Annotated in this window: 27 protein-coding genes; 4 read left to right on the top strand and 23 right to left on the bottom strand. The window is 35.3% G+C overall.

Annotated features, from left to right (window positions below):
• The first annotated feature begins 110 nt into the window (after positions 1-110).
• Positions 111-740 carry a cyclic di-AMP binding protein CbpA gene (gene cbpA, locus ACERII_RS02655; protein ID WP_373639880.1) on the top strand — a complete coding sequence of 210 codons (630 nt, stop codon included), beginning with the start codon at positions 111-113 and terminating at the stop codon, positions 738-740.
• A 73-nt stretch (positions 741-813) separates the two neighbouring features.
• On the opposite strand, the gene ACERII_RS02650 is transcribed toward cbpA, so the two are convergent.
• The 4 genes from ACERII_RS02650 to ACERII_RS02635 form a co-directional block, all read right to left on the bottom strand.
• Positions 814-1,266: a TcaA NTF2-like domain-containing protein gene (locus ACERII_RS02650; protein ID WP_373639879.1), complete on the bottom strand. Its 453-nt coding sequence runs from the start codon at positions 1,264-1,266 to the stop codon at positions 814-816.
• A gap of 237 nt (positions 1,267-1,503) precedes the next feature.
• On the bottom strand, positions 1,504-1,869 hold the full coding sequence (locus ACERII_RS02645) for a YppE family protein (protein WP_373639878.1): 366 nt from the start codon (positions 1,867-1,869) through the stop codon (positions 1,504-1,506).
• A gap of 50 nt (positions 1,870-1,919) precedes the next feature.
• On the bottom strand, positions 1,920-2,444 hold the full coding sequence (locus tag ACERII_RS02640; protein ID WP_373639927.1) for a helix-turn-helix domain-containing protein: 525 nt from the start codon (positions 2,442-2,444) through the stop codon (positions 1,920-1,922).
• Positions 2,445-2,552: 108 nt separating this feature from the next.
• Positions 2,553-3,497, bottom strand: a complete 945-nt coding sequence (locus ACERII_RS02635; protein ID WP_373639877.1) for a DUF2515 family protein — start codon at positions 3,495-3,497, stop codon at positions 2,553-2,555.
• A 171-nt stretch (positions 3,498-3,668) separates the two neighbouring features.
• Here ACERII_RS02635 and recU point away from each other — a divergent pair, with 171 nt between their 5' ends.
• Both recU and ACERII_RS02625 read left to right on the top strand, forming a co-directional pair.
• Positions 3,669-4,265, top strand: coding sequence for a Holliday junction resolvase RecU (gene recU / locus ACERII_RS02630; protein WP_373639876.1), 597 nt, complete (start codon positions 3,669-3,671; stop codon positions 4,263-4,265).
• Positions 4,266-4,313: 48 nt separating this feature from the next.
• Positions 4,314-6,866 carry a transglycosylase domain-containing protein gene (locus ACERII_RS02625; RefSeq protein ID WP_373639875.1) on the top strand — a complete coding sequence of 851 codons (2,553 nt, stop codon included), beginning with the start codon at positions 4,314-4,316 and terminating at the stop codon, positions 6,864-6,866.
• Between the two features lie 71 nt (positions 6,867-6,937).
• Here ACERII_RS02625 and ACERII_RS02620 read toward each other — a convergent pair whose 3' ends face one another.
• The 19 genes from ACERII_RS02620 to dapB all read right to left on the bottom strand — a co-directional run bounded on the left by ACERII_RS02620 (position 6,938) and on the right by dapB (position 25,251).
• Entirely contained in the window at positions 6,938-7,453 is a 516-nt protein-coding gene (locus tag ACERII_RS02620; RefSeq protein WP_373639874.1) for a YpoC family protein, read from the bottom strand.
• The gene (gene nth / locus ACERII_RS02615; RefSeq protein ID WP_373639873.1) at positions 7,450-8,109 is read right to left on the bottom strand and encodes an endonuclease III; all 660 of its coding nucleotides are present in this window, start codon (positions 8,107-8,109) and stop codon (positions 7,450-7,452) included. Before nth ends, ACERII_RS02620 begins: the two co-directional genes overlap by 4 nt.
• A gap of 13 nt (positions 8,110-8,122) precedes the next feature.
• Positions 8,123-8,845 (bottom strand): DnaD domain protein, encoded by a 723-nt coding sequence (locus ACERII_RS02610; RefSeq protein WP_373639872.1) that lies wholly within the window; start codon positions 8,843-8,845, stop codon positions 8,123-8,125.
• Between the two features lie 176 nt (positions 8,846-9,021).
• Positions 9,022-10,311, bottom strand: coding sequence for an asparagine--tRNA ligase (gene asnS, locus ACERII_RS02605; RefSeq protein ID WP_373639871.1), 1,290 nt, complete (start codon positions 10,309-10,311; stop codon positions 9,022-9,024).
• A gap of 110 nt (positions 10,312-10,421) precedes the next feature.
• Positions 10,422-10,928 (bottom strand): cell wall elongation regulator TseB-like domain-containing protein, encoded by a 507-nt coding sequence (locus ACERII_RS02600; protein WP_373639870.1) that lies wholly within the window; start codon positions 10,926-10,928, stop codon positions 10,422-10,424.
• 15 nt (positions 10,929-10,943) lie between these two features.
• The gene (locus ACERII_RS02595; protein WP_373639869.1) at positions 10,944-11,120 is read right to left on the bottom strand and encodes a YpmA family protein; all 177 of its coding nucleotides are present in this window, start codon (positions 11,118-11,120) and stop codon (positions 10,944-10,946) included.
• Positions 11,121-11,429: 309 nt separating this feature from the next.
• Positions 11,430-12,740 (bottom strand): amidohydrolase, encoded by a 1,311-nt coding sequence (locus ACERII_RS02590; RefSeq protein ID WP_373639868.1) that lies wholly within the window; start codon positions 12,738-12,740, stop codon positions 11,430-11,432.
• A gap of 46 nt (positions 12,741-12,786) precedes the next feature.
• A complete protein-coding gene (locus ACERII_RS02585) occupies positions 12,787-13,659 on the bottom strand; it encodes a ComEC/Rec2 family competence protein (RefSeq protein WP_373639867.1) in 873 nt (290 codons plus the stop codon).
• Between the two features lie 38 nt (positions 13,660-13,697).
• Positions 13,698-16,493: an ATP-dependent DNA helicase DinG gene (gene dinG / locus ACERII_RS02580; protein ID WP_373639866.1), complete on the bottom strand. Its 2,796-nt coding sequence runs from the start codon at positions 16,491-16,493 to the stop codon at positions 13,698-13,700.
• Between the two features lie 65 nt (positions 16,494-16,558).
• Positions 16,559-17,620: a tetratricopeptide repeat protein gene (locus ACERII_RS02575; protein ID WP_373639865.1), complete on the bottom strand. Its 1,062-nt coding sequence runs from the start codon at positions 17,618-17,620 to the stop codon at positions 16,559-16,561.
• Positions 17,621-17,698: 78 nt separating this feature from the next.
• Positions 17,699-18,082, bottom strand: a complete 384-nt coding sequence (gene panD, locus ACERII_RS02570; protein WP_373639864.1) for an aspartate 1-decarboxylase — start codon at positions 18,080-18,082, stop codon at positions 17,699-17,701.
• A 13-nt stretch (positions 18,083-18,095) separates the two neighbouring features.
• Positions 18,096-18,941 carry a pantoate--beta-alanine ligase gene (gene panC / locus ACERII_RS02565; RefSeq protein WP_373639863.1) on the bottom strand — a complete coding sequence of 282 codons (846 nt, stop codon included), beginning with the start codon at positions 18,939-18,941 and terminating at the stop codon, positions 18,096-18,098.
• A gap of 1 nt (position 18,942) precedes the next feature.
• Positions 18,943-19,779 (bottom strand): 3-methyl-2-oxobutanoate hydroxymethyltransferase, encoded by an 837-nt coding sequence (panB, locus tag ACERII_RS02560; protein ID WP_373639862.1) that lies wholly within the window; start codon positions 19,777-19,779, stop codon positions 18,943-18,945.
• A gap of 277 nt (positions 19,780-20,056) precedes the next feature.
• Positions 20,057-21,022 (bottom strand): biotin--[acetyl-CoA-carboxylase] ligase, encoded by a 966-nt coding sequence (locus ACERII_RS02555; RefSeq protein WP_373639861.1) that lies wholly within the window; start codon positions 21,020-21,022, stop codon positions 20,057-20,059.
• A complete protein-coding gene (locus ACERII_RS02550; protein WP_373639860.1) occupies positions 21,019-22,173 on the bottom strand; it encodes a CCA tRNA nucleotidyltransferase in 1,155 nt (384 codons plus the stop codon). Before ACERII_RS02550 ends, ACERII_RS02555 begins: the two co-directional genes overlap by 4 nt.
• A gap of 10 nt (positions 22,174-22,183) precedes the next feature.
• Complete coding sequence (bshA, locus tag ACERII_RS02545) at positions 22,184-23,311, bottom strand: N-acetyl-alpha-D-glucosaminyl L-malate synthase BshA (protein WP_373639859.1); 1,128 nt, start codon at positions 23,309-23,311, stop codon at positions 22,184-22,186.
• 2 nt (positions 23,312-23,313) lie between these two features.
• The gene (gene bshB1 / locus ACERII_RS02540) at positions 23,314-24,018 is read right to left on the bottom strand and encodes a bacillithiol biosynthesis deacetylase BshB1 (protein ID WP_373639858.1); all 705 of its coding nucleotides are present in this window, start codon (positions 24,016-24,018) and stop codon (positions 23,314-23,316) included.
• Complete coding sequence (locus tag ACERII_RS02535; protein WP_373639857.1) at positions 24,015-24,431, bottom strand: methylglyoxal synthase; 417 nt, start codon at positions 24,429-24,431, stop codon at positions 24,015-24,017. The genes bshB1 and ACERII_RS02535 overlap by 4 nt, the downstream gene beginning before the upstream one ends.
• Before the next feature lie 25 nt (positions 24,432-24,456).
• Positions 24,457-25,251, bottom strand: coding sequence for a 4-hydroxy-tetrahydrodipicolinate reductase (dapB, locus tag ACERII_RS02530; protein WP_373639856.1), 795 nt, complete (start codon positions 25,249-25,251; stop codon positions 24,457-24,459).
• 483 nt (positions 25,252-25,734) lie between these two features.
• Here dapB and ACERII_RS02525 point away from each other — a divergent pair, with 483 nt between their 5' ends.
• Positions 25,735-26,607, top strand: a complete 873-nt coding sequence (locus ACERII_RS02525; protein WP_373639855.1) for a YitT family protein — start codon at positions 25,735-25,737, stop codon at positions 26,605-26,607.
• The last annotated feature ends 34 nt before the right edge of the window (positions 26,608-26,641 follow it).

Below are 26,641 nucleotides of genomic sequence, written 5' to 3'. Positions count from 1 at the left end.
GGATAAATGTAGTAATGATAGAAATATAACCATATATTTTTTTACAGTTTTCTCTTTTTCATGTGTATTTCGTATATAATAAAAGTAATCAAAGGAAAGGGGAAAATAGCATGAAGATAAAATATAACATTATACAGAAAGAAGCCGTTCGCTTTGTTAAAGAAACATTCACAATACGTGAAGCATTAGAAGAATTAGAAGACAGTGGATTCAGATGTATTCCAATTTTGGATAAATCAACAACGAAGTTTTTAGGTAACATTTATGCACAAGATATTTATAAAGCTATTGTGAAGCAATCTCACTCTTGGGATGATTCTGTTCTTACATTAAAAGACGATACAAATGTCTTTATAGACGAATCCGCTTCCTTTATACGTATTTTCTCCAACATAAAAAAATATCCTTATTTAGCAGTATTAACAAATGATGGAACATTCTCGGGGATCCTTACACATGCAAATGTTGTTTCCATTTTAGAAGACTCTTGGGGGTTAAAGACAGGTAGTTATACGATCACGATATCAACTCATGAATATCAAGGTGCACTCAGTACGATTGTCTCCACAATCAAAAAATATTCTAGCATTCAAGCACTTTTAACGTTAGATAATGAAAGTAAATTCTTCAGAAGAATTATTGTAACACTTCCAAGTAATACTTCGGAAGAAAGTGTAAAAAAAGTAATTACTGGCTTAGAGGAACAAGGGTTACGCGTATTTGATATTGAAAAAATATAATAACAATAAATAGGAGGGGTACGTTACAAAGTAGCACTTGTAACGTACCCCTCCTATTTCAAATTCCTATTCTCTACTCACTTTGATGCTCAATTGCCGTTATTTTGTAGCTTTCATTACTTCTAGAAATAGAAAAAGTTCTGCTTCTCACCTCTTCTAATTTTTCCACATGCTGATGTACATTTACTACTTCTGTCCATATCCACCTTAATTGATTATACTGATTTGTTTGAAGGGTGTGTTCCTCTGTTTGAACAATTTCTTCCCGTTGACGTGCTCCAACTAATTGTTGATGCTGTCTTCTTTGCATATGATATACATGACTATTAATTATAAAATAAGGTTCCATTATTGAGAAATTTTGAGTTTGTAAACTTGTTTCCCACGAAGTTATATAGTCGTTCATAAACTGTTCTACACTGGCGAATTCATCACCCGCTACGTTCTCCCAAACAGCATCATCCTCCCCACAACCACTTACAAGTAAAATTAATACAATAAATAAAACACAAATTCGTACACTCATTTATGTATCTCCCTCTTTCAGCCCTCAACAAACAAATTATACCTAACTAGCAGCAAGTTGTAAAAAGAGTATACCGGAGCTAGGACATCCAAGCAGAATAAATCTGCTCTGTATGGGATGAACGTTCAGAATGCGAAATAACATATCCTTAAAGGCAAGGACTTAGATTGATATCTTATTTCTGGATCATCAAAAAAGGTATGTAAAGGTTCCCCTTTTCTACATACCTTTTTCTAATCATCTTTTTATGGATTGCAATAACATGTCCAACGTATAAGCAACCGACTTATTTCTTTCTAAAAATCGCTTTCTTTTCGTATCTCCCTGAAAACATGCAACTGCCTCGATTTGTAAGTTTTCATGCACATCTTCTATTTGATGCTTAAACAAATATTTGGGCTTTACTGTCTCAACAAAATGTAACGCCATAGGAAGCCATTTATCACTAATTTCCTTCACTTCATCGGCAAATGGTTTTACTACTTTTATAAAATCTGCATCTATTTTGTTTAATGTATATTCTTCAAAATTTGTTAGTATCGTTTTATTTACCTCAAATAACTTACTGGTTAATTGTTCTAATTGAGTGTAATCCTTGGACATCTTCCCACCTCCAAGGAAATTGTATCAAAACAAACGTCTTAATGAAAGAATCACAAACTAAAAATACTAGCAAGTTTACGTTTTTTGACTGGTTCATGTTGTTTTGTATGAATTGGTAAAAGATTATCTGCTTTCTTATTTAGTGTTTGCTCAAGAGTAGATAACCTTTGATTAAACTTCTCTAAAGAATCCGTTATTTCATCAATTTCTCTTCTATGTTGTAATGTTTGTATTTCTATAATATCTTCTGCTTTTGTCTGAATCTTACGATCTAATAAATCAATTTGAAAAAGGAGATTGTTAAACTTATCATTCAGCTCCTGAGAAGAGACCATATTTTCATATTTCCCTCTCTGTTTATTTCGTTTCATCTCGTCTATACTTCTTCCGTTTTTTATATCATCATGAATAGTTTTTAACTGACGAAACTCATGCTCTTTAATGATATAATGCCCTACTTCATTTACTTCACACGGCAATTGAAAGAGCTTTATCCAACGACGAACGGTTTTTTGACTAACACCCAACATCTCAGCCACATCTTTCGTCTTCATCATCTTGACACTCTCCTTTATCTTTTATAAACCTTATATTCTAGATATATCCTGTCCTTCCTTTACCCTTGACAAAACTAGAAGGAATTCAACAAAGTAAGTAGATTTTCACGTTTTTATACGACAAGCTTAGTGAAAAATATCTTTCATTTTTCCAACAAGACTAGCCGTTACTAGAATTTCTTGCTGCTTTTTTTTGTACCAGTCTGTTAGTATATAATGCACAGACGTTATATTATGTTTTTGTAATAATTTATTAGGTTTAAACTGTGGATTTTTAGACCAATCTATACGTTTGTCCTCATGATATACAAATGGATACATATACTTAAGCTTTGGAGTATAGGTGAATTTACCTTCTTGATATTTTTGATAGTCTATTCTTGATGCAGTAAAATCATTTTTAAGGAAAAATGCTTTAATCTCCCTTTTCACTGGAGATTCTAACAGTATCCATGCTAATTCTTTACCTAGTTGAACTCTTGTTTCTACTTTTATAAACTTCTTTACGGATCGCCCGTATAGATCTCCATATAAGGTTGGAAATATAACACTGCTAAAATGTAATTTTTCCTGTACAAGAAAATCAAGTTCACTAAATACAGCTTTTTTAAAGAAAGGAGATTCAATAACAGGCTGCTGAATAAGATGTTGTTCATTAATAATTAAAGCATGAAGAAGTTTCTTTCTATTCTTTGTTTGCCAAAAATCCTCCCATTGCCTTATCATCCATGAAGAAACTTGAAAATAAGATAATAAATAAAACAACGGTTTGCTTCTTTTTTTTGACCAATCATATACAAGAAGCTGTGGATACGCATCTGAAAATATCATCCAGTTAGCGCGTTCATACGTCATAAATAAATGATTTCGTTTTTCAAGTGAAAGCAATTGCTTGAATGGCTTGCTCCAAAGATCAGACATGTTCCAACCAGCATTTCTTGAAACCATACTTGCTAAATAAGACCATTCAATTTCAGGGTTACATTGATAGTAATATTGATAAGCCTCCGTTCTAGTGATGTTATCTCTATTCCACTTCTCTGTTTCTTTTTTAATTGCTTCTACATTCATATAATTAATCTCTCTTTCCTTTTAATACAAATTACGTTTTAGTATTTGTATTAATGTGAAAAATAGTCATATAGTCTATATTCTGCCGTTATTTTTGTGGTAATATATATTGATGGTTTTATTAAGAAGTCTCAGGAGCTTTTTTTGTTATTTTTTAAAGGATGTGTGGCTATGCAGTTCCGATATCCAAACGGAAAAAAATTTGTACCAAAACGAATCGTAAACAAGCAAAGTGATGTCATAAAAGATGAGAGATACAGTAATCGTGGGATGACATTAGAGGAAGATATTAATAATACAAATGAATACTATCGAGCCCATGGAATAGCTGTAATTCACAAAAAACCTACACCATTACAAATTGTCAATGTTAGTTATCCGAAAAGAAGTGCTGCTGTTGTTACAGAAGCTTATTTCAAAAAACCATCTACAACTGACTATAATGGTGTTTATAAAGGAAAGTACATTGATTTTGAAGCAAAAGAGACAAGAAACAAAACAAGGTTTCCTCTACAAAACTTTCATGATCATCAGATCAACCATATAACCGAGGTGATCAAGCATGGCGGTATAGCTTTTACTATTCTTCGTTTTACTATATTGGATGAAGATTATCTTGTTTATGGGGAAGATTTATTGCCTTACTTTTCAGGTAAGGCTACGCAAAAGTCCATCCCTAAAAAAGAAATCGAAGCTATGGGAGCAATCATCCCAATAGGATTTCACCCTAGGATTGACTATCTTAAAATAATTGATAGAATAATGTAAACTATGTTTTATTTGCTAGTTTAGTTGTATCTGAAAGGAAGATGCATCATGTCAAATGAATATCGAACAAGACAAGAACGAAAGAAAAAACTGAACGAAACTAAGAAGAAAACAACAAATAAGAAAACCATTGCTAAAAAAATCTTTATCGGTATTGGAATTCTTTTTCTCGTCATGGTATTAGCAGGAGGAATTACAGCTTTTGCAATTATTCGGGATGCTCCCGAGTTAGATCCTGACAGGCTTACTTTAGCGCAAAATCCAGAAATCTTTGATCGAAACGAAGAAATAATTACAACGTTACAAGCAAACGAAAACCGTCGTTTAGCCAGTATAAACGATATGCCTCCTGTACTAATTGATGCGTTTATTTCGGTAGAAGACGTTCGCTTTTATGACCACTTCGGAATAGATATACGTAGAATTGGCGGTGCAGTAGTAGCAAACTTTACAAGAGGCTTTGGTGCAGAAGGTGCTAGTACTATTACACAACAGCTTATTAAAAACCTATATTTTGATTTTAATAAGAACATGACAAGAAAGCTTCAAGAACAGTACTTAGCAGTTAGGTTAGAGCAAAAGTACACAAAAGATGAAATTCTAGAAATGTATTTAAATACAATTAACTTTTCTGGAAACCGATATGGTGTTGTAGAAGCTGCTCACTTTTTCTTTAATAAAGAGCTGTCCGAGTTAACCATTGAAGATGCAGCACTGCTTGCCGGAATTCCACAACGGCCTAATTATTTTAATGCATACACAAATCCAGAAGCTGCAGAGAACAGACGAAACACAGTCATTTCATTAATGGAAAGATATGAGAAGATTACTCCAGAACAAGCAGAAGCTGCAAGAAGCGTTCCTATTGAAGACCAATTACACCCTGGAGAACGACAAACTTACACATACCAAGCATTTATAGATCAAGTGCTAACTGAGGTTGAATCCATTGATGGAATTGAACCTAGTGATATTTATACGGGAGGATTAAAAATTTATACTACGTTAGACCGCAAGATACAACAGCATGTGGAGCATGTTATGCAGTCCGACGTGATAAATTTTCCAGATGAACTGTTCCAAGCCGGGATTACGCTCCTAGACACTAAAACTGGAGAAGTTTTAGCTATCGGTGGGATGCGAAAACCTGCAGAAGGAGTGAAGACGTGGAACTGGGCAACAAATCCACAAAGACAACCTGGTTCTTCCATTAAACCTATTTTAGATTATGGTCCTGTTATTGAAAAACATAAATGGTCTACTGGACGAATCATCAGGGATGAACCTTACGCATATTCTGATGGCACTCCGATACACAATTTTAACCGAAATGAATATAGAGGAGATATCACGATGCGAGAGGCATTGCGGGTTTCCCAAAATACAACAGCTTTAAAAGCTTTTCATGCAGTAGGAAAAGACTATGCAAGAGAGTTTGGAGAAAAGTTAGGGTTTAATTTGTCAACTATCGAAGAACCTTATTCTATAGGTGGCTTTACAACCGGTGTATCATCTTACCAAATGGCTGGGGCATATGCCGCCTTTGGAAATAGCGGAGAATATAACAAACCACATACAGTTACAAGAGTGGAGTTTCCTAGTGGTCAAGTTATTGATATGAAACCAGATCCCGTTATAGCAATGAACGATTATACAGCATTTATGATCTCTGATATGCTAAAAACGGTCGTTCGTTCTGGTACTGGTACTCAAGCTGCAGTTGCAGGAGTTCCTATTGCGGGAAAAACAGGGTCAACAAACTTTACAGAAGTGGAAAGACAACGACATAATATTGACAGTGGTATAAGAGATTCTTGGTTCGCAGGATATTCTACGGAGTTAACTGCAGCAGTTTGGACTGGATATAATACGCCATCAGATGGCTATATTAGATATGACGGTTCCCAGCATATAGCAAAGCTACTTTTTAGCGAAATAATGACGTACGCTCATCAAGGGCGTGAAACAGCAGATTTTGTTCAACCTGATTCTGTTGTTCGTGTTGGAATAGAAAAATCTACCGGACTTTTACCGAGTGAATATACTCCTGAAAGCGAAATAATTTATGAGTATTTCGTAAAAGGACATGAGCCTACCGAAGTGTCAAATGAATTTGAACAGGCAGAGCCTGTAACAGGATTAGAAGCTGTATATGTGGAAGAAGATCACGAAATTCAGGTACAATGGAGTTACCCTGATGACTTAGTAGAACGCTATAGCTTTATGTTAGAAGTTCAAGAAGGCGATGGTGATTACTCCCTGTATGACATTACAAAAGATTTAGCCTATACGATTGGTAATATCGAATATGATACTGTTTATTCTATTCGTGTTACAGCTATATCAGACGAAAACGAAGAATTAATGAGTGAGGCCGTTTCTGTTTCTCTAACGATTCCAGAGGAAGAAATTGAAATTCCGGAAGAGGAACCTGTAGAAGAAGAGCCTGTAGAAGAAGAGCCTCCTTCTGGAGATAATGGTGAAACTCCACCTGACGATGATGATGGAAATAACAATGACGGTGGCATTGACGATTTGATTGACGACCTAATTGGCAGTGAAGATGAGGAAGATGATGATCGTGTAGATCCAGAAGAGTAATACCAAGTGCAAGAGGGTGCCCGAAAGGTAAACACAACCTTTATGGGCACCCTCTTTATTTGCTACATCTTTCATTTTCTTAATTTCGAATGATACACTGCCAATTTTTTCTTACTTTCCTCAAATAATTGATCTAATGTTGTAAATGCATGATGATGGTTTGGTACATTCAAAATAAATTGTAACCTTTCAGATACATTCATCGGTGCATAAGACATACTACTTATCTTATCAGATATATCATCTAGTGATGTTACCGACTCCCCTTTTGCCCAATGCATTACTTGAATGTAGATTGCTAAGAATTTAACCATATGAGGTTTGGCACCATTTCGATCTCGTTTTTTAAAACACTCTTCTATCGTTGGCTTTCCTGACTCACGCCAGTATTGAACAGCTAATTGTACAGATTCAACGGGCGATTCCCAAGGATTCTCTGTATCTTGGAAAACGTTTGTTGCAAAAGCTATATCCATTAGGAATAAGCCATCTTTCCAACTTTCTAATATTGATGCAAATTTAGTTATAGTTATTTCACTATTTTTTTCATAAAACGGAGGAGAACAAAAGGTTTGTGGAACAATCATACAACAACCCCTCGTTTTTTCATACGCTTTTTTCCTTCACGACAAATCTCTAACAATGGACATTCCTCACATCTAGGAGATTGTGCCTTACAATGATATCTTCCAAAGAAAATAAGACGGTGATGTGTTACAGACCATTCTTCTTTTGGTATTTTACGCATTAACGTTTTCTCTACTTCTAATACGGAATCCTTCCATTTACAAATTCCTAAACGTTTACTTACCCGTTCTACATGCGTATCCACAGCTATTGCGGGCTCACCAAAAGCTACAGAAGCTACAACATTCGCTGTTTTTCTTCCCACACCTGCTAATTTCACTAATTCTGATCTTTCTTTCGGTATTTCCCCACCATAGTTTTCTATGAGAGATTGACACAGTTTTTTTATATTCTTTGCTTTACTACGAAATAAACCAATTCGTTTAATATCATTTTCTAGCTCTTCTAAAGGCACTTGTATATAATCTTCTGTCGATTTATATTTAGAAAATAAGGTAGGGGTTACTTTGTTTACTAGTGCATCCGTAGCTTGAGCCGAGAGCAAAACCGCTATAGTTAACTCAAATGGGTTTGAATGAGTAAGTTCACATTCTGCATCTGGAAACATGTCTCCCATCGTTGAAAGAACGTGTTCTATCTGTTTTATTGTTAGCATTGATTCTCCTCCACTATCTTTTTTCTCCTTGTAGCCAATTATAATGTGGGTGTCGTGATCTTTGCTGCGCTGTTGAAGATTCGTGCGTAGGCGATGATCTAGGTTGTTGATGCTGACGAATTCGTTCCCCGTGTTCTCTCGCTTTTTGAATCGTTTTAATGCCGTTTCTTTTCCAATCATATAATATTCGATCGATGTATCTAAAATTTAGTTTAGAGGAAACGACAGCTTCTCGAAGAGCTGCTTCAATCATTTCTGGTATATGACCATCATCGTCTAGCCACATAGAGATCATTTCCATTTCCATTGGAGTAATTGGTCTAGAAAATTCTTCTTCAAAACGACGGAATAATTGACCTTCTTCCAATTGTTTCTTATTACGATTTTCATCTAACGCTTCATTTGATAAATGTACTAGAAGTTTTTCAAATAAAGGCTTAGTAGATATTGCTTCTCCTAACCGACCATCTTCATCTTGCTTTTCATGTATTTTTATAAACCCCTTTTTTAACATCTCTTTTAACTGTAATGTACATCTATTTTCATCAATGGACATTCTTTCCTGAATCTCTATGGGAGTAGGAAAGTAATTCCCTTCTTGAGCAAATCGTTTTATATGAATTAGTAAAAGAAATTGTTCCTCCGTTAAACCTAGTTTTGTATAATTTGTCATAAGTGCAGAAGGTATAGATAAAGGCTCGTCCATATATTGCTGTATCATCATTTCATTGTTCATAATTAAACACCTCACAGACCATTATAACACTTTCTACCTACGAATTTGATGTATAAAAAATGTAAAAAAGAATTGCGAAAGTGCCATCTTCACTTTACCAGTAACTCACGCTTTATCTATCTTTCCTTAATACCAAAAAGAATAGCGCCTCTATGCAGAGGCGCTATTTTTCATTCTTATGGATACAGACGATTTAATAGACGTGGGAATGGGATAGTTTCACGAACATGTTCCGCTCCACATAACCATGCAACTGTTCTTTCTAGTCCAAGACCAAAACCTGAGTGAGGAACAGATCCGTATTTACGTAAATCTAAGTACCATTGGTATGCATCTTCAGATAAATTATGTTCTTTGTAACGCTGCTTCATTAATTCTTCGTCATCAATTCGCTGTGAGCCACCAATAATTTCTCCATAACCTTCAGGAGCAATTAAATCTGCACATAATACAACATCTTCTCTATTAGGGTCCGGCTTCATATAAAATGCTTTTATACTTGCTGGATAATTTGTAATGAAAACTGGCTTGTCAAATTTTTCAGCAATGGCAGTTTCATGTGGTGCACCGAAATCTTCTCCCCATGAAATTTCATGCCCATCATTTTGAAGCATCTCAATGGCATCATCATATGATATCCTTGGGAATGGTGCAACAATATTCTCTAATTTTGATGTATCTCTTTCTAATGCAGCAAGTTCTTTTTTGCAATTTGCTAACACTGCTTGTACAACATAGGAAACATAGTCCTCTTGAACCTTTAAGCTATCTTCATGATCCATAAAAGCCATTTCAGGTTCTATCATCCAAAATTCAATTAAGTGACGTCTTGTTTTGGATTTTTCTGCTCGGAAAGTAGGTCCAAATGAAAATACCTTCCCTAATGCCATTGCTGCAGCTTCCATATATAACTGTCCACTTTGGGATAAATAAGCATCTTCATCAAAATATTTCGTATGGAATAAATTAGTTGTACCTTCTGCAGAACTCCCCGTTAAAATAGGTGGGTCTACTTTTGTAAATCCATTCTGATTAAAGAATTCATATGTAGAACGAATAATCTCATTTCTTACTTTCATTATGGCATGCTGACGTTTGGATCGTAACCATAAATGGCGATGGTCCATTAAAAATTCAGTTCCATGTTCTTTTGGTGTAATCGGGTATTCCTTTGCAGCATGAATGATTTCTAACCCTTGAACTGTAAGTTCATATCCAGAAGGAGATCGCTCATCTTCACGGACCACACCTGTTACATAAATAGAACTTTCTTGTGTTAATTCTTTTGCAATTTTAAAAACATCTTCTTCAACTTCTGCTTTAACTACTACACCTTGTATAAAGCCTGTACCATCTCTAAGTTGAAGGAAAGCAATCTTTCCACTCGAACGTTTATTTGCAAGCCAAGCACCAATTGTTACTGACTCACCTACATAGTTACCAACATTTGAAATTGTTGTTTTCACTTTTTTTCCCTCCAAAAAAACTGCTATGGCAAATGTTAAAACGAAAAATACACTCTCAATATTATACAACTATAGAAAAATAGAAGTCAATAATTACTAAAAGTACTCTATTATGATCGTTGAAATTGATAATGACGTATATATTCTCCATCCTCAAATGTCAAATAGTAAAAGGAATGTCTATTTGCATCGTCAATATAAATCACTTCATAAATGGGCGTGTTACCTATAATCCCCAACTTAATACTTTTCAGTTGCGTTATTGACAGTCTTGATTGGACAATGGATCTAACTTCCCCTATTGTTATCCCTTCGGATTTATATCTTGTAATAATTTGTGGTTCAGTATTCCCTTCATTCTCATTGATTAATTCTTCAATCCATACAAACATGTCTTCTCCGTTACTATCTTTCCCTTCTATTACTTGAAAAGAACGACGTCCATGATAAAAATCTACCTGTTTTACAGAGTCCAAATCTGTTTCGGATAGTGCTACTTGTGTAATATGCGCTTGTTTGCTCTGTAACGGTTCTTTTATCTCCATATATAAATAATAAAATAAACCTATAAATGCAGTCAAAATTATAACTATAAATGGAAAAATCCAACGTTTCATTATACATACCCCGATTTACGTTTCATAAATAGTAAAAATCATCTTCTTTTCTTCATGATCATCTTCTAACGCTAAACCAAATATAAGATCTTGACCTTTTAACGTACGGTTTAACAAGTCCACTACTTTATATATATCTCTAGAATTTTCTATTTTCACAGAAGCTAAAGTGTCCATTCCTTTATGGTCCATGTGTATCCTCCATTTTATGCCTTGCTCAATCTCTCCCTATACGGTGAAATATTGTAAATTATACAACAGCATCATTTGGTGATACTATAATTACCGCTCCAAAGAAAAGGATGATGAGCGTGAACGAAAACGTAACAACAACTGCTGAATGTTATCAACAAGAAAAGGATATCTTTTCCTTACGATCACATCACCGGCCCCACCATTTTAACACAATAAAGATTGCCTTTAGACAAACAAAATTTCCAGAGCATTGTAAAACAAAAATTAAATAACCTACACCCCACCTACTTGAAGGCGAGTCAAAAATTATCCTTTTTGACTCGTTTTCAAGAAATTTATTGCATCGCTTAATATTTTTTCTTCATCTAAAGTAAGAATTTCTCGGTTTTTCATAAGTTGCTTTCCCTGTACAAAGGAGTCTGTTACATCCGAACCTTTCACGGAATAAACAAGGTGAGAAATAATCCTTTCCTCATTCCAAGGATGAAGATGTGGTACGTTAGGATCGATTAATATAAAATCTGCAAAATATCCTTTTTCAATACATCCTACATGATCTAATTGTAATGCTTTTGCACCATTAGTGGTAGCCATTTTTAAGATAGATTCACTTGTTGTTACTGTTGGATCCTCGTGTACACCTTTATGTATTAACGAAGCAAATCTCATTTCCTCAAATAGATCTAGATTATTATTACTTGCAGTGGAATCTGTTCCTAATGCTACATTTACTCCTGTTTTTTCCATCATTGGAACGGGAGCAATACCGGAACCTAATTTTAAATTGCTCATAGGATTATGGGAAACCGATACGCGTTCTTCTGCTAAAATCTGTACTTCCTTTTCATTAATATGAACTCCATGTGCTATTAAACAATGCTGCTGGAATAAACCTAAGTTTTGTAAATGCTCTACTGGACGCATTCCATATTGAGACACATGTCTCTCTACTTCACCTCTCGTTTCAGACAAATGAGTATGTATCCACATATTATTACGTCCTGCTGTTTTTACTACTTTTTGCAAAAATTCAGGTGGACAAGTATATGGTGCATGAGGCGCTAACGCAATTGTTAGCTTATTGTTATTAGCGCCATGGTAATTATGGAATAGACTCACTGATTCTTCAAGCTTTTCCTCCTGTTCTTTTTCAGGAGCGAGACCAATCATACCTCGACATAATACCGCTCTCAACTCACTTTGTAATACTAACTCTGCTATTTTATCCATCGCTAAATGATACATATCTAAAAACGTTGTTGTACCTGTTTTAATCATTTCTATCATTGCAAGTGACGCAGCTTGAATTACAGTTTCTTCTGTAAATGTTCGTTCATTCGGCCACATTATTGTTTCAAGCCATGTCATTAATGGTAAATCATCTCCAGCACCTCGCAAAAAAGAGCTTCCTAAATGGCCATGGCTGTTAATTAACCCTGGCATAAGCCACTTGCCATTTCCATTGATAATTTCAGGGACTTTTGCAAGCTCATTAGAAGTAGGATCTCCCTTTACAATATCTGTAAATTTACCGTCTTTCCACACTACATACCCTTGGAAGATTTCATTCTCTTTATTTAATGTCACAATAGTGACAGAATGTAATAAAATGTACATTTTCCCCTCTCCCAACACAGTTAAAATACCTCATCGACTTATTAAGTCATTTTCTTGTAAACCAACTTTTTGGAAATAACCCATCCTTCTTAGGCCTAACGGTAATGATTTCATAATCCTTTTCATTACACTTAATCGTTACCGTTCCAATTCTACTTGTCTGATAAATATCAATCCATGTCTCTTGCAATCTTTCCATTACATAACTGCTTGGTTTATTTTCTCCATTTCTAAAAATGACTGCTACTTGAGGATCTACTTCATCTAATAAATCCTCCGAAGTTCCTCGATCACTTCCGAAATCAGGAACTTTAAACATAGTAGATTTTAGATCAAACTCTTGAACCAATTGCTTTTCTACATGTGGGTTCGCTACTGTCATGTATAACAGCTTTTGATCAAAGTGGTTAATGAAAAACGCACTTCCTCCCTTGTCATCTCCTTCTTTATCTTCTACGTACAATATTTCAATGTGCAAGTCGTTTAATAAGGAATAGTGGTCCCCTTTTTTATACGTTGTAACTTGTACATCAAAATCACTTAGAAGTTTCTCAAACTTTGTAAAAAGTGACTGAGGAAGAAAGAGACGTTCAATATCATAATTACCTAAAATCCAAGGGAGATTTCCAATATATTCAATTTGTTTACTTGTAATGATTAATGTGTCTATAGAAGATACATTGAACATATTTAGTCTCTCTTCTAATTCTTCCTCACTTTGTCCATGCCCTGTATTGATGAGAACAGTTTGATCTCTGTCTCCCTGTATTAATGTTGCTTCTCCATGGGTTAGATCAAAAAAAGTGTATGCTATTTCTCCTTTTGTTAAGTTTAACTGTAGTTTGTCTGCACTACTTTCTGTTGGTGTGATTAGGAGAAGAATCAAGAGTGTCAAGAATAGTACGATTGGTTTCTTCATTTAGAACGTCCTTCCTATTACGAGTTCGCACAATTATATTATAACCAATTTGAGAGATCATTTTCCAAATCATCCATTGATTTATAAATAAAAGGAATAGGTGGTAAAGATTTTATAAACGAATTTCCATAGCTTGTAGTACAAATCCTTCGGTCTAATACGACAACAACACCTTTATCAGAAGTTTTTCGTATCAGTCTACCGAACCCTTGTTTAAAACGTAATACTGCTTGAGGTAAAGCAAGTTTCATAAACGGATTTACCCCTTCTTTTTTCATCTTACTTGACTTTGCTTGAAAAACTGGGTCATCAGGAGGAGTGAAAGGTAACCTTACGATAACGATGACACTCAAGTCTCTACCCGGGATATCAACACCTTCCCAAAAACTGCTCGTTCCTAATAATATTGCTTGGTCAAATTGTTGGAAATGCTTCGTTAGTTTTGATCTGCTCCCAGTTTGAATGCCTTGACCAATAAGCATAAATTCATCACTAAGCATTTCTTTTAAGAAATTGTAGCTTTTTTTTAACATGTCATATGATGTAAATAATACAAGCATTTTCCCTTTCGATACTTCTGCAATACGATAAATTTGAAGTACAGCAGCCTCTATGAAGCTGGACTCTCCAACTTCTTGAATCAAAGGCATGTCGGTTGGCACCATTAATTTTACTTGATCCTCCCAGTTAAATGGGGAAGAAACAATCTTCGTTTTAGTAGGAAAGTCCTGTAAACCAAGTTTTTCCTCCATGTATGCAAAATCCTTGTTTACGGACATGGTTGCTGAAGTCAGTATTACACTTTGTTTCTTTCGAAAAAATCGATCTGCTAGCAAATCAGAAACATTGATAGGCTTACTCTGTATAAATACTGATTGTTTGGGTCCTTTTCTATCAGATTCCAACCAATAAATGCTTTCCTGGTCATGTTGTATTAGTAATTTCACAAAAGCTGTATATACTTTTTCTATTCGATCTAAATAAGTGTTAAATGCAGATCCATACTTTTTTCGAGCTAGTTGCTTGCCAATTTGTTTTTCCAAATAGGAAGATAACTCCTTTAGACTAGCGAGCCATTCCTGATAGTTAACTTGAAAACGTTTAATTGACTCGTTTACCGGCTTCCACCGAGAATTTTCTATATCAATAGTTGTTACTACTCTGCCACGCTCATTTTGTTTGGCATTATTCGTATGTACAAATTGATGCAGAAGTAGAAATAAATCATTCCATTCCTGTTTTACTTCTTTTGTATTTTCCTCTACAGAAATTAAAATATCTATAGAAGTTAAATCTTTAGCAAAGATAGGTTGAAGAGATGCAAGTAGCCCATCTCCTTCTTTACCACTCATCTCATTAAATAAATGAGTAAAAGATAAATAATCTATATTCACTCCAAATTGATCTGTTGCTGTTTCTTCAAAATGATGTGCTTCATCTAATATAATATAGTCATAAGTTGGAATTAGTTGATGCTCTGACATACTATCAGATAAAACTAGAGAATGATTTGTGATTATCAGTTGAGCGTCCTTTGCTTTTGTCTTTGCTCGTTGATAAAAACATCTGGAAAACCACGGACAGCGTGGAGATATACACGAAAAAGAATCACTAGCAATATCATTCCAAAAACGATTTGTACTAGATGCTAAGCTTAGTTCCTCTACATCTCCTGATTCCGTCTCGGTAAGCCAAACAAGGATTTGTGCCTTTGAGACAATTTTGTCATACGTTTCATTGGGATCATCCTGCAAAAGTCTTTCAAATTTCCGTAAGCATAGATAATGACTTCTTCCTTTCAATAATGCAATTTGAAGTGAGAATGGAATCATCTTTGTTAATATAGGTATCTCTTTTTTTACTAACTGTTCTTGGAGCTGTATCGTTTGTGTACTTATAACAATCGGTTTATTTAATTCCTTTGCTTTAAAAGCAGCTGGTAGTAAATAAGCCAGTGTTTTCCCCGTACCCGTTTGAGCTTCAATTAATCCAATATCGCTGTCATTGAAAACTTCATGAATGAACGTCATCATTTCTATTTGTCCTGGTCTTGTTTCATATCCAGTTATTTTTTCTTTACACCAGTCTTCATTTTTCATACATTCTTCCAAAAAAGCGGGTAAAGAAGCATCTATATCATTTTGATTATCACTATCCTTCTTTACATTTGTATTCTTTAATACTAACCCGCGAAATTCTTCCCAATTCTCCTTTAAATCCTTATCCAAATTTAGTAATTGCCACTGATGAATTAAGACTCCTAAATCACTCTTTAGTTTACCTCTTAATTTATCCAATTGAACTAATGTCGTATAAGGTAGGTGAGAGAGTTTATTGATAATCTCCACTAGCAATTGCCCCGTTGCTTCTGCATCACTATCAGCACGGTGTGGAGAATTATGCTCCATCCTAAAGCTTTCAGATAAACGTGACAGACTGAAACCCTCTGCAGTAGGAAAAGCTATTCTTGCTAGTTCTACTGTATCTAATACTGGACCACTAAAAGGTTCATACCCTGCAGCTTCCAGTTCATCATTTATAAAATACAGATCAAATTCTACATTATGTGCTACAAAATAAGCACCATTATCTAATGCAGATAACAGAATCGAAGCTACTTCCGAAAATTGAGGTGCATCCTTTACTAAGTTATTATCTATGTTCGTTAACGTTTGGATAAACGAAGGTATGCCCCTTCCAGGATTGATATAGCTATCAAAACGTTCTATTACCTGATTGTTTTCAATAATCACGTATGCTATTTGTATTATTCTATCTCCCTTTAAAAAAGAAACACCTGTTGTCTCCACGTCAATGATGACAAAACGTTCCATAAAAATTCCCCCACCAGTCTCTCCTACCTCTATACAGATTTATATATCTGTTTAGAGATTATTCTCTAATGTTGACTATATATTTTTTCTGTCATCTTTTGGATAAGTGGATGTCTTAAATTATATGACTGAATCTTCACTTTGGCAGCTTTTAAAGCCATACTATCTTCCCACGTATTAATTAACCATAAATAAGATATCCAGGCATTAATATTTTGAGGATCATGTCGTAAAAGCTCTTGAAATCCTTGCTTCGCTTTTATTCGTTCATCCATTAAACCATAATTCCAAGAGATCCCATGCAGTACAATAGATTCATCATAACCGAGGTCATTTAAACGTTCATAGCAAAAAAGAGCACAAGAAAACAAGTTCTTTTCCTCAAATTCTAAAGCTAACGAAAGTAGTAACTGTTCAGAATCAAATCCATGCACAGCTTGATACCATGTCTCCATTGCTAACGTTTTTTCCCCTGCATCCATATAAGATTTTCCTAACCAATAATACGCCTCTCCATCACCTTCGCCAGCTTGGATAACCTCTTTGAAATATTGTTGTGCTTGGTTTGGCATTTTTAACAACAAATAACAGATGCCTAAATTATACACTACATCAGGATTAAATTGGAGTTGTTCCGCTTTTTCAAAATAAGATATAGCTTGTTCCACATCATCTTCTTTTCCAGCCTGTAAGCCTAAACCTAAAAAAGCATAGTGCTTTTCTAACGGGTCATTACTACGATGTACTACGTTTAAGAAATGTTCCTTTGATAACGTGAGATTATTAATATACAAATAACTAAAGGCTAAATATAAATACACTCTGGATGAGTGCTCTGTATGTTCCAATTCAGCATGTAACACCTCTATAGCTTTTGAGTATAAACCTATATGAAAATAATTAATTCCTTGTAGATTTTCCTCTTTTTTATTAAAAGAAAGTGGTGTAGATGTTAGGAGTTTTTCTTTTACCTCATCTAAAAGTTCTAATTGCTCACTCCATTGTTCAAGAATTTTATCATTTTGTTCTGCTAACTCATCTATCCAATATTGCTTCTCTTCATTTGATAATGTATCATGATTTTCTAACAACCATTCTGATATGGACTTCCATTTAGATGAAAACAAAACAATCCCCCCTTAACGTTGTCATACATACAGTGTCCAACGAAGGAGGGATCGCTATTCAATTTCTACCAAATATATTTACTTAACTGTAGAAGCAGGTTCTGTTCCAATCATTTCTATAATTTCATTTTGATCATTCGTAATAGCAACTTTAGGTATATGATGAATACACTGATCCTCTTCCACCCATTTATAAGATATGATAATTACTTTATCCCCTGGTTGAACTAACCGTGCTGCTGCTCCGTTTAGACATATGGTTTTTGATCCACGACTCCCTTTTATCACGTACGTTTCAAGCCTAGCACCGTTATTGTTGTTTACAACGTGTACCTTTTCATTTTCAAGAATTCCAACAGCATTCATTAAATCCTCATCTATCGTGATACTTCCTACATAATTCAAGTTTGCTTCCGTCACAGTTGCTCGGTGAATCTTTCCACTCATCATCTCTCTATACATGTTAATCCTCCTTTTAAACGGTAAATATGATGTTATCAATGAGACGAACTTTGCTATATTTTACAGCTACCGCTATAATGATTTCTCCTTGCAGTGACTGATTTTTCTCTAGAAACGGATATGTTCGTACTTCTGCATAATCAATAGTTCCTTTTAGCCTATTGGTAAGTTGTGTCAGTAGAAATTGATCTACTTCCTCCATATCTCTATATTGATTCAACGCTCTTTCTTTTGTATCTGTTAATATCTCGTATATGGTTGGAGCTTCTTTCCTTTCCTCCCAGGTGAGGTTTACATTACGTGAGCTTTTAGCTAAACCATCTTCTTCTCGTACCGTTGCTCCTCTTACAACCTTTACATCTAGGTGGTAATCCATTACAAGTCTTTCTATTACGGCCACCTGCTGAGCATCTTTCATTCCAAAATAAGCACGATCAGGGGAGGTAATTCCAAATAATTTCATTACAACAGTAGCCACCCCATCAAAATGACCTGGTCTACTTGCACCGCACAATACATCTGTTCCTGATTGTACTTTTAGTATAGCACTCATTTTCGTAGGGTACATTTCTGTGACAGTCGGATGAAATAATACATCTACACCATTTTCTTTTGCTAAAAAAGAGTCCCGGTCTATATCTCGCGGATATTGCTCAAAATCCTCCCCTTCTCCAAACTGAAGAGGATTCACAAAAACACTAATAATAACAACATCATTTTCTTTTTTAGCCTGTTGTATTAAGGATAAATGTCCCTCATGTAAATATCCCATTGTTGGAACAAAACCAATCGTTTTTCCTGCTTTTTTCTTTTCCTGTATCCAGTTTTTTATGGAAGATATTTCTGTAAAAAAGTGCACGTTACTTTCCTCCATACAATTTTTGTGTTGTATTATTAATTGCTGTTTGAAAACTATGCTTTTCTTCTGGGAAATCCCCTTTTTTTACATCTTCTTGAAAGGAACGAATAGATTCCCTTATTACATCTGACACATTCGCATATTTCTTTACAAATTTAGGCACATACCCTTGTGTATAGCCGATAACATCATGAAATACAAGGACTTGACCATCTGTAAATTTCCCTGCTCCTATACCTATCACAGGTATGGACAAAGATTCGGTTATTTCTTTTGCAAGAGTCTCTGGAACACATTCTAAAACGAGCATACATGCTCCCGCTTCCTCAGCATTCTTAGATTCTTCCAGTAATTTCTTGGCATCTTCTTCGCTTTTTCCTTGGACACGATATCCACCTATAACACCAACTGACTGTGGTGTTAAACCTAAATGGGAAACAACAGGTACTCCTGCAGCAACAAGTTTTTTCGTAGTTTCAAATACTTCATCACTACCTTCTAACTTAACGGCATGAGCCCCTCCTACTTGCATTAATCTCTTAGCATGATGAAACGTTTCAGAGATCGAGCCATGATAAGTTAAAAAAGGCATATCTACTAAAATAAAAGTATCTTTTGCCCCACGCCCAACTGCTTTTGCATGGTGAATCATATCGTCCATAGTAACAGGAATCGTAGAGTCATATCCTAACACGACCATTCCAACGGAGTCACCGACTAAAATAACATCAATCCCTGCAGTTTCTGCGAGCTTTGCACTAGGAGCATCGTATGCTGTAATCATAGATATTCTTTCTTTATTCTGTTTCATTTTTTGGAATTCCAATGTTGTTTTCAAACGAATCTCTCCTTTCATATTTCTGAGATAAAGGGAGACTTAGATGAACGAACTGACCCGCTTATATCAGGAAAAACCTTCTTCCTGAGTGGAAGAAGGTTAGTTTAGCTCGTTCGGAAATAAAGGGCAAACTATCCCCTTTATTGCTGTCAAACCCTCTGTCCCAGTCCCTTTGGATCAAGGCAGAATTATCAATTTATAAAGGATGCAAAATTTGGTACAGTTCCTAAGGATACTGCCCACTATTGTTAGTATATCAGATTATGTACCTTCTTTGTTAAGAGTTTGCAAATTGTATATCTCCAGATATAATTCGCTGATCCACTCCATCTTGATCAGTGACAATTAAAACTCCGTCCTCATCTATCCCTTTGGCTATACCTACAATAACTTCCCTCATTGTATGTATATTAACTCTCTTTCCAATCGTCATAGAATGAAGTTCCCAAAGTGGCTTGATGAATAAAAAACCTTTTTCTAAATATACCTGATACAACCATTCGAATTCTTTGACAATTTGAACAATCATTTCTGTTCGATTATAGAGTTTCCTACTTTCTATTGATAGTGATGTGGCTATTTCACTTAATTCCTCTGGAAACTCTTGCTGGTTAACATTTAAGCCTATTCCAATTACAACAGATTTAATTCTATCAGGATCTGCCTGCATTTCCGTTAGAATGCCCGATACTTTCTTGCCATTTAACAAGATATCGTTAGGCCATTTTATTTTTCCTTCTAAGTTAGTAACGTTTGTAATTGCACGAACCACAGCAACGGCCATTACTAGTGTTAACTGTGGAGCATGTCTAATTTCTATCTCTGGTTGTAAAATGAGACTCATCCATACTCCTGTATTTTCTGGAGAATGCCAAGACCTCCCTAATCGACCTTTGCCACCAGTTTGTTCGTTAGCGACAACTATTGTTCCAGATTGAATTCCTTCATTTATTAACTTATTTGCTATCGTTTGCGTAGAGTCAACCACCGTTTCATATACAACACGTTGAAACATCGAATCTACTTGTAATCGTGAAGAGATAGCATGCTCTGAAACATTATTAATTTCTCCTGTTAACTTGTACCCCTTATTGGATACAGCAACAATTTCATACCCTTCTTTACGAAGGGCATCAATATGTTTCCAGACCATCGTTCTACTGCAAGACAATGTATTACTAATTTTTTCTCCAGAAACAAATTCATCCGCTTCTCTTAAGACTTGAAGTACCTTCGCTTTCATTCTATATCTTCCTTTACCCATTCATATATTTCCCTTTGATTATTAGAAAGTTCTCTTAAGACAATTTTTCTTTCAATCCTCTTTAGTGTTTCACCGACCCATTTTCCTTGATTATTAGGAAACCAACGTACAATATCATTGCCAGATATGCATACATCATGAAAGGAATGTATAGGTAATATTTCGTATCGTTTTAGTAATATATCAGTCTCGATTCTTTTCTCTAATAGCACTGCTGCTATTTTTTCTGCTGAGATAATATTATTTTTACCTAATTGATATAAAACATAGTCATCCCATGGAGTAACCATCCGTTTATGTACAGCCTTCATTATACTCTCTACTTTTTTTATTACATCCTTCGACCTTTTCATGGAAGTTAACGCCGAAACAGTCTCTTCTATATTTGGAGAATAGGTTAAGATTGCCCACCACTCTTCCTTTCCTTCTAATTCAAGTTCAAATTTATAATCAAGTAGGTACTGTTTCATTGGTTCGAATGGAAAAATATAAGGCATGTGGAAAAGTAACTCGTGTTTTAAAAGGAAATGAACATTAGGCTTTGTTATTTTATTCGTCACCATCTTCTCTATCTCTCCTGCTATTCTTTCAATAGCTGGCTGTGATAATAAAGAAGCATGTTGTTTTATCCACTCGTTTGTTTGATTATGTAAGGAAAAATCTAATGTAATACACAAACGTAGACCTCTTAATAATCGTAAAGGGTCTTCCAAAAAACGCTCGGGTGACTCCACAACGTAGAGAGTTCTTTCCTTAATATGTTCTGTACCAAGGAGAGGATCGATAATCGTTCCATCTGCATCCATTGCTATGGCATTGCAAGTAAAATCACGCAAGTGTAAATCTGTGAATAAACTAGCTTGCTCATCTTCCTTGCTTTTCCTGTATTCACTTACTTCGATTGTACTATTTACAAAAGGAATGATTACAGTACCATGTTTTATCCCAACCTCCATAGCGTTTGGAAAAAGTTGTTCAAGTTGGGCTGTTGTTGCACTCGTACATATATCAATATCATGAAAAGGACGCTGTAAAACGTAATCCCTTACCGCGCCCCCTACAATATATGCATCATATCCTGCTTCATAAAGTTTTGACAGTACAGCATGAGCAGCTTTATCACGTATCACTTTTTTCCACCTACTTATGTAAAGCTCGTTCGTAAACCTTTTCAAATTGCTGCACTATTTTTTCTTGGTGAAACTCCACTGTAGCTGTGTAAAGTGCAGCTTCAGAAAGACGTTTGTGCATAGTTGGGTCTGTTAGTATCTTTAAAGCGTGGTCTGCTATGTTATCAATATCTCCAAGCTCACAGATGAAACCATTTTTCCCATGATCAATTACTTCTGGTATTCCTCCAATATTTGTTCCTATAACAGGAATCCCACAAGCCATTGCTTCTAAAATAACGAGACCAAAACTTTCCTTTTCAGAAAGAAGTAAAGCAAGGTCACTCATCGACAATAAATCAGCTACTCGCTTTTGATTTCCTAAGTAAAGTATTTTATCATCAATCCCTAACTTTCTTGCCAACTCTCTAACAATGGGAAGGTCGGGGCCTTCTCCAATTAATATCAATTTACAGTCTATTTCCTGTTGGATTTGATGAAATGCCTTAATCACATCAGGAACTCTTTTCACTTTACGAAAATTAGATACATGAGAAATTACCTTTTCATGACTTTTTATTCCATATTCCTTTTTTAATAATTCGGTATTTCTTGGAAAATATGTTCTATGGTCAACAAAATTGTATATGGTTTCAATCTTAGCCTCTGTATGTAATAATTCCTTTGTTTGACGAATTAAATCATTTGAAACAGCTGTCACTTCATCAGAACGTTCTATTCCAAATCTAATCACATCAGATAAGGATGGATCATAACCGAGAACAGTTATGTCCGTACCGTGAAGCGTTGTTACAACCTTTAGATGATTTCCTACCATTTCTTTTGCAAGAAAAGCACTAATCGCATGTGGTACGGCGTAATGTACATGTAAAATGTCTAGTTTCTCTCTTTTAGCTACTTCCGCCATCTTACTCGCTAGTGCAATGTCGTAAGGTGGATAGCGAAACACGGAATATTGATTTACTTCTACTTCATGAAAATAAATGTTTGCTTCGCAACCATCTAATCGAAAAGGAACGCTTGATGTAATGAAATGTACTTGATGACCCTTTTCTGCTAACGCTTTCCCAAGTTCTGTTGCAATTACCCCTGAACCTCCTACGGTAGGGTAACATGTTATGCCTATTTTATATGTCATTTTTACTCTCCCATAATTCTTGAAATCAACATAGGTTTTTCAGAAATAAAACCTTCACCAAAGGGAACTCCAACTTCATTACCTATAATACTTTCTCTCCCTTTTAAACGTTCTAAAAAACCGTCATTTAATGGTGTATTAACCGTACTTTCATTTTGATAAAACTGACTTTCAAAACATGTTAAAGCTTGAATTTTCGTATCAATAAACTCACTAATATCAATAATAAAATCAGGTCGAACATACCCATTTATTTGATAGTAATATACATTCTTTGGTCTCCACGCATTGTACTCGTAGCTAGTTAGATAATTTCTTATTCCTGAAGAAAATGCAGCCTCTTTTACAATTCTTCCACAATGGCCATGATCTGGATGTCGATCTTCTCCATTTGGTGCAAAAACAATTTTTGGTTTATATTGACGAAATATCTTGACTAATGATTGGATACATTCCTCTTGTGAAGAATGTAATCCTCTATCTGGAAACCCTAATTGAATTCTTTTTGTAACTTGTAGAACAGAGGCTGCTGCCTCTGCTTCCATTTGTCTTTGTTCTACAGTTCCATTAGAAGATAACTCCGCCTTCGTTAAATTTACAATTCCTGTTTTATACCCCTGTGATGCTAGCTTAGCCAACGTTCCACCCATCCCTATCTCTACATCATCAGGATGGGCTCCAACTGCAAGTATATCTAACGAATTCATGATTGATCCTCAGATTTCCCTTTCACAATTTCTCTCCATTGAAAATCACCACGTTCTAGTCCACGGAGTAAGATTTCTGCTGTTGCCATATTGGTCGCTAAAGGAATACTATAAACATCACATAAACGGATTAATGCTGTGATATCAGGCTCATGTGGCTGGGCAGTTAATGGATCTTTAAAGAAAATGACACAATCCATCTCATTTTCTGCTATTCTTGCACCAATTTGCTGATCGCCACCAAGAGGTCCAGATTGAAAACGATGCACCACTAGAGATGTAGCCTCCATAATCCGTTGACCTGTGGTACCTGTTGTAAATAAATTATGCTCTGATAAAACCTTCTCGTAAGCTGTTACAAACTGTACAATATCATTTTTCTTTTTATCATGTGCTATAAATGCAATATTCATCGTACTTTCCTCCCCAGAAAATAATCTATTCCATAATATGTTCTAAGCCATACACTAACACGTCTAACTTCATTACCGTTTCACAAGCCAGTTTTATACCAGGCATAAAGGATGTTCGATTTAAAGAATCATGACGAAGTTTTAATGTTTGTCCTTCTCCTCCAAAAATTACTTCCTGATGTGCTACTAATCCAGGTAGTCGGACACTATGAATTCGTAAACCATCGTAATCTGCACCTCTTGCTCCCTTTAGTTGTTCTTCTTCATCAGGATGTCCTTGCTTCATGGATTGTCTTACTTCAGTAATCATTTGTGCTGTTTTAACTGCCGTTCCAGAAGGAGCATCAAGCTTACGATCGTGATGTTGTTCAATGATCTCTACGTGGGGCATATAACGAGCCGCCATTTGTGAAAATTTCATCATTAATATAGCTCCAATTGCAAAGTTTGGTGCTATAATGGCCCCAATTTGTTTCGATTGTGCTATATCTGAAAGCTCTTTTACATCTTCTTCAGTAAATCCTGTTGTACCGACTACCGGTCGTACGCCATTGTCAAATGCAGCTAGCATATGTTTCTTACCAGCTTTCGGTGAAGTTAAATCAATCAAAATATCACATTTCGTTTGTTGTAAACATTCGGTAATATTTTCATATATTTGGACATCAAGGGGCTCCATATCGGGAACCTCTTTCATCTTTAAACCATCGTGCTCTATATCTACAACTCCGACTAATTGAAAATTCGAATCAGCATGTACCATCTTGACAGCTTCACGCCCCATGTTCCCTCGAGGTCCTGCTATAACTATTTTTAACATTTTTCACTTACTCCTTTTTTACAATTTTTTAGACTCTGTTACACGGTGATATAGATTTTCACTCCAGGTTGCTCACTTTCCTAGGGCGAACTGCAAGCCTCTTGATAACTTGGTCGTTATCTCCCAGCGTGGTCTAGCAGCTTCCTTAAAAATCAACATAACACAAATATCAACATTGTCCTTTAACAGCCATTTTATAAAACGTTAAGTACTACAGTTAATTGAATACTTAAAAAATCAAAATGATCCTTCTTAATCTTGTTTTTATGTAATCATCTACTCATTTTACACAGAATGTAGAATGTAGTACCTTTCAATTTTACTCTTCATCACCTTCTATTACAAACATTCTCTATCCACTACATGTTACTGAAAACTTGCTAATTTGACAATTATTATTTGCTCTAAATTACATCTAATTTGAATGACCTAAATCATTCCTTTATAATAAAGCAGTTACTGGATTTTATTGGAGGTGTTATTATGTTTGGTTCCATCAAACTAAAAAATATTCTATTTATTATTTTAGGTACAGCAATCATGTCTTTTGGTCTCGTTTATTTTAATATGGAGAATAATTTAGCTGATGGCGGTTTTACAGGCATTACCCTTATACTCTACTTTATGTTACAAATTGATCCTGCTTATTCAAACCTAGTATTAAATATACCCTTATTTTTTATAGGTTGGAAGGTGTTAGGAAGAAATGTCTTTATCTATACGATTATAGGTACTATTTCCGTTTCAGTATTCTTGTGGCTTTTTCAAAGATATCCTGTTATTTCTCTACCACTTTATGATGATTTAACATTAGCTGCTTTGTTTGCTGGGGTGTTTATCGGAGTGGGGCTAGGAATAGTGTTTCGTTTTGGAGGAACAACCGGTGGAGTTGATATTATTGCTAAGCTTGGCTTTAAATATTTGGGTTGGAGTATGGGAAAAACAATGTTCGTTTTCGATGCCATTGTTATAACTACTTCCTTAATATATCTAAATTATCGGGAAGCAATGTACACACTAGTAGCTGTTTTTGTAGCAGCAAAAGTTATTGATTTTATGCAACAAGGAGCATATTCAGGTAAAGCAGCAATGATCGTGTCCGATCATGTTGGAGATATTGCAAAATCAATACTAAAGGAAATGGATCGTGGCGCTACAATTCTTCAAGGAAGAGGTAGCTTTACTGGAATGGATAAAGAAGTACTATATTGTGTTGTAGGGAGAAATGAAACAGTACGGCTAAAAAGTCTAATTGCAAAAGTAGATCCTCATGCTTTTGTAACACTTGGAGACGTCCAAGATGTAATGGGCGAAGGCTTTACCTTCGATGAGTTTAAGCGACCAATAAGGGATTGATCTTTATTATGAAACTCCTCTAGGAAAGCGAATG

It is taken from the genome of Evansella sp. AB-rgal1 (genome assembly GCF_041820985.1).
In the GTDB taxonomy this organism is placed as follows: domain Bacteria; phylum Bacillota; class Bacilli; order Bacillales; family Salisediminibacteriaceae; genus Evansella.
The sequence above is the reverse complement of the archived record's forward strand: the minus strand, read 5'-3'. Positions and strand labels throughout refer to the sequence as shown.

Excerpts from the sequence above, each read along its gene's own strand:
- ACERII_RS02625 (WP_373639875.1), top strand. The coding sequence starts at position 4,314 with ATGTCAAATGAATATCGAACAAGACAAGAACGAAAGAAAAAACTGAAC.
- ACERII_RS02650 (WP_373639879.1), bottom strand. The coding sequence starts at position 1,266 with ATGAGTGTACGAATTTGTGTTTTATTTATTGTATTAATTTTACTTGTA.
- ACERII_RS02635 (WP_373639877.1), bottom strand. The coding sequence starts at position 3,497 with ATGAATGTAGAAGCAATTAAAAAAGAAACAGAGAAGTGGAATAGAGAT.
- ACERII_RS02525 (WP_373639855.1), top strand. The coding sequence starts at position 25,735 with ATGTTTGGTTCCATCAAACTAAAAAATATTCTATTTATTATTTTAGGT.
- recU (WP_373639876.1), top strand. The coding sequence starts at position 3,669 with ATGCAGTTCCGATATCCAAACGGAAAAAAATTTGTACCAAAACGAATC.
- nth (WP_373639873.1), bottom strand. The coding sequence starts at position 8,109 with ATGCTAACAATAAAACAGATAGAACACGTTCTTTCAACGATGGGAGAC.
- dapB (WP_373639856.1), bottom strand. The coding sequence starts at position 25,251 with ATGTTAAAAATAGTTATAGCAGGACCTCGAGGGAACATGGGGCGTGAA.
- ACERII_RS02610 (WP_373639872.1), bottom strand. The coding sequence starts at position 8,845 with ATGAACAATGAAATGATGATACAGCAATATATGGACGAGCCTTTATCT.
- bshA (WP_373639859.1), bottom strand. The coding sequence starts at position 23,311 with ATGACATATAAAATAGGCATAACATGTTACCCTACCGTAGGAGGTTCA.
- ACERII_RS02645 (WP_373639878.1), bottom strand. The coding sequence starts at position 1,869 with ATGTCCAAGGATTACACTCAATTAGAACAATTAACCAGTAAGTTATTT.
- ACERII_RS02600 (WP_373639870.1), bottom strand. The coding sequence starts at position 10,928 with ATGAAACGTTGGATTTTTCCATTTATAGTTATAATTTTGACTGCATTT.
- dinG (WP_373639866.1), bottom strand. The coding sequence starts at position 16,493 with ATGGAACGTTTTGTCATCATTGACGTGGAGACAACAGGTGTTTCTTTT.
- bshB1 (WP_373639858.1), bottom strand. The coding sequence starts at position 24,018 with ATGAATTCGTTAGATATACTTGCAGTTGGAGCCCATCCTGATGATGTA.
- ACERII_RS02595 (WP_373639869.1), bottom strand. The coding sequence starts at position 11,120 with ATGGACCATAAAGGAATGGACACTTTAGCTTCTGTGAAAATAGAAAAT.
- ACERII_RS02585 (WP_373639867.1), bottom strand. The coding sequence starts at position 13,659 with ATGAAGAAACCAATCGTACTATTCTTGACACTCTTGATTCTTCTCCTA.
- ACERII_RS02590 (WP_373639868.1), bottom strand. The coding sequence starts at position 12,740 with ATGTACATTTTATTACATTCTGTCACTATTGTGACATTAAATAAAGAG.
- ACERII_RS02555 (WP_373639861.1), bottom strand. The coding sequence starts at position 21,022 with ATGAAAGCGAAGGTACTTCAAGTCTTAAGAGAAGCGGATGAATTTGTT.
- ACERII_RS02620 (WP_373639874.1), bottom strand. The coding sequence starts at position 7,453 with ATGATTGTTCCACAAACCTTTTGTTCTCCTCCGTTTTATGAAAAAAAT.
- panD (WP_373639864.1), bottom strand. The coding sequence starts at position 18,082 with ATGTATAGAGAGATGATGAGTGGAAAGATTCACCGAGCAACTGTGACG.
- ACERII_RS02535 (WP_373639857.1), bottom strand. The coding sequence starts at position 24,431 with ATGAATATTGCATTTATAGCACATGATAAAAAGAAAAATGATATTGTA.
- cbpA (WP_373639880.1), top strand. The coding sequence starts at position 111 with ATGAAGATAAAATATAACATTATACAGAAAGAAGCCGTTCGCTTTGTT.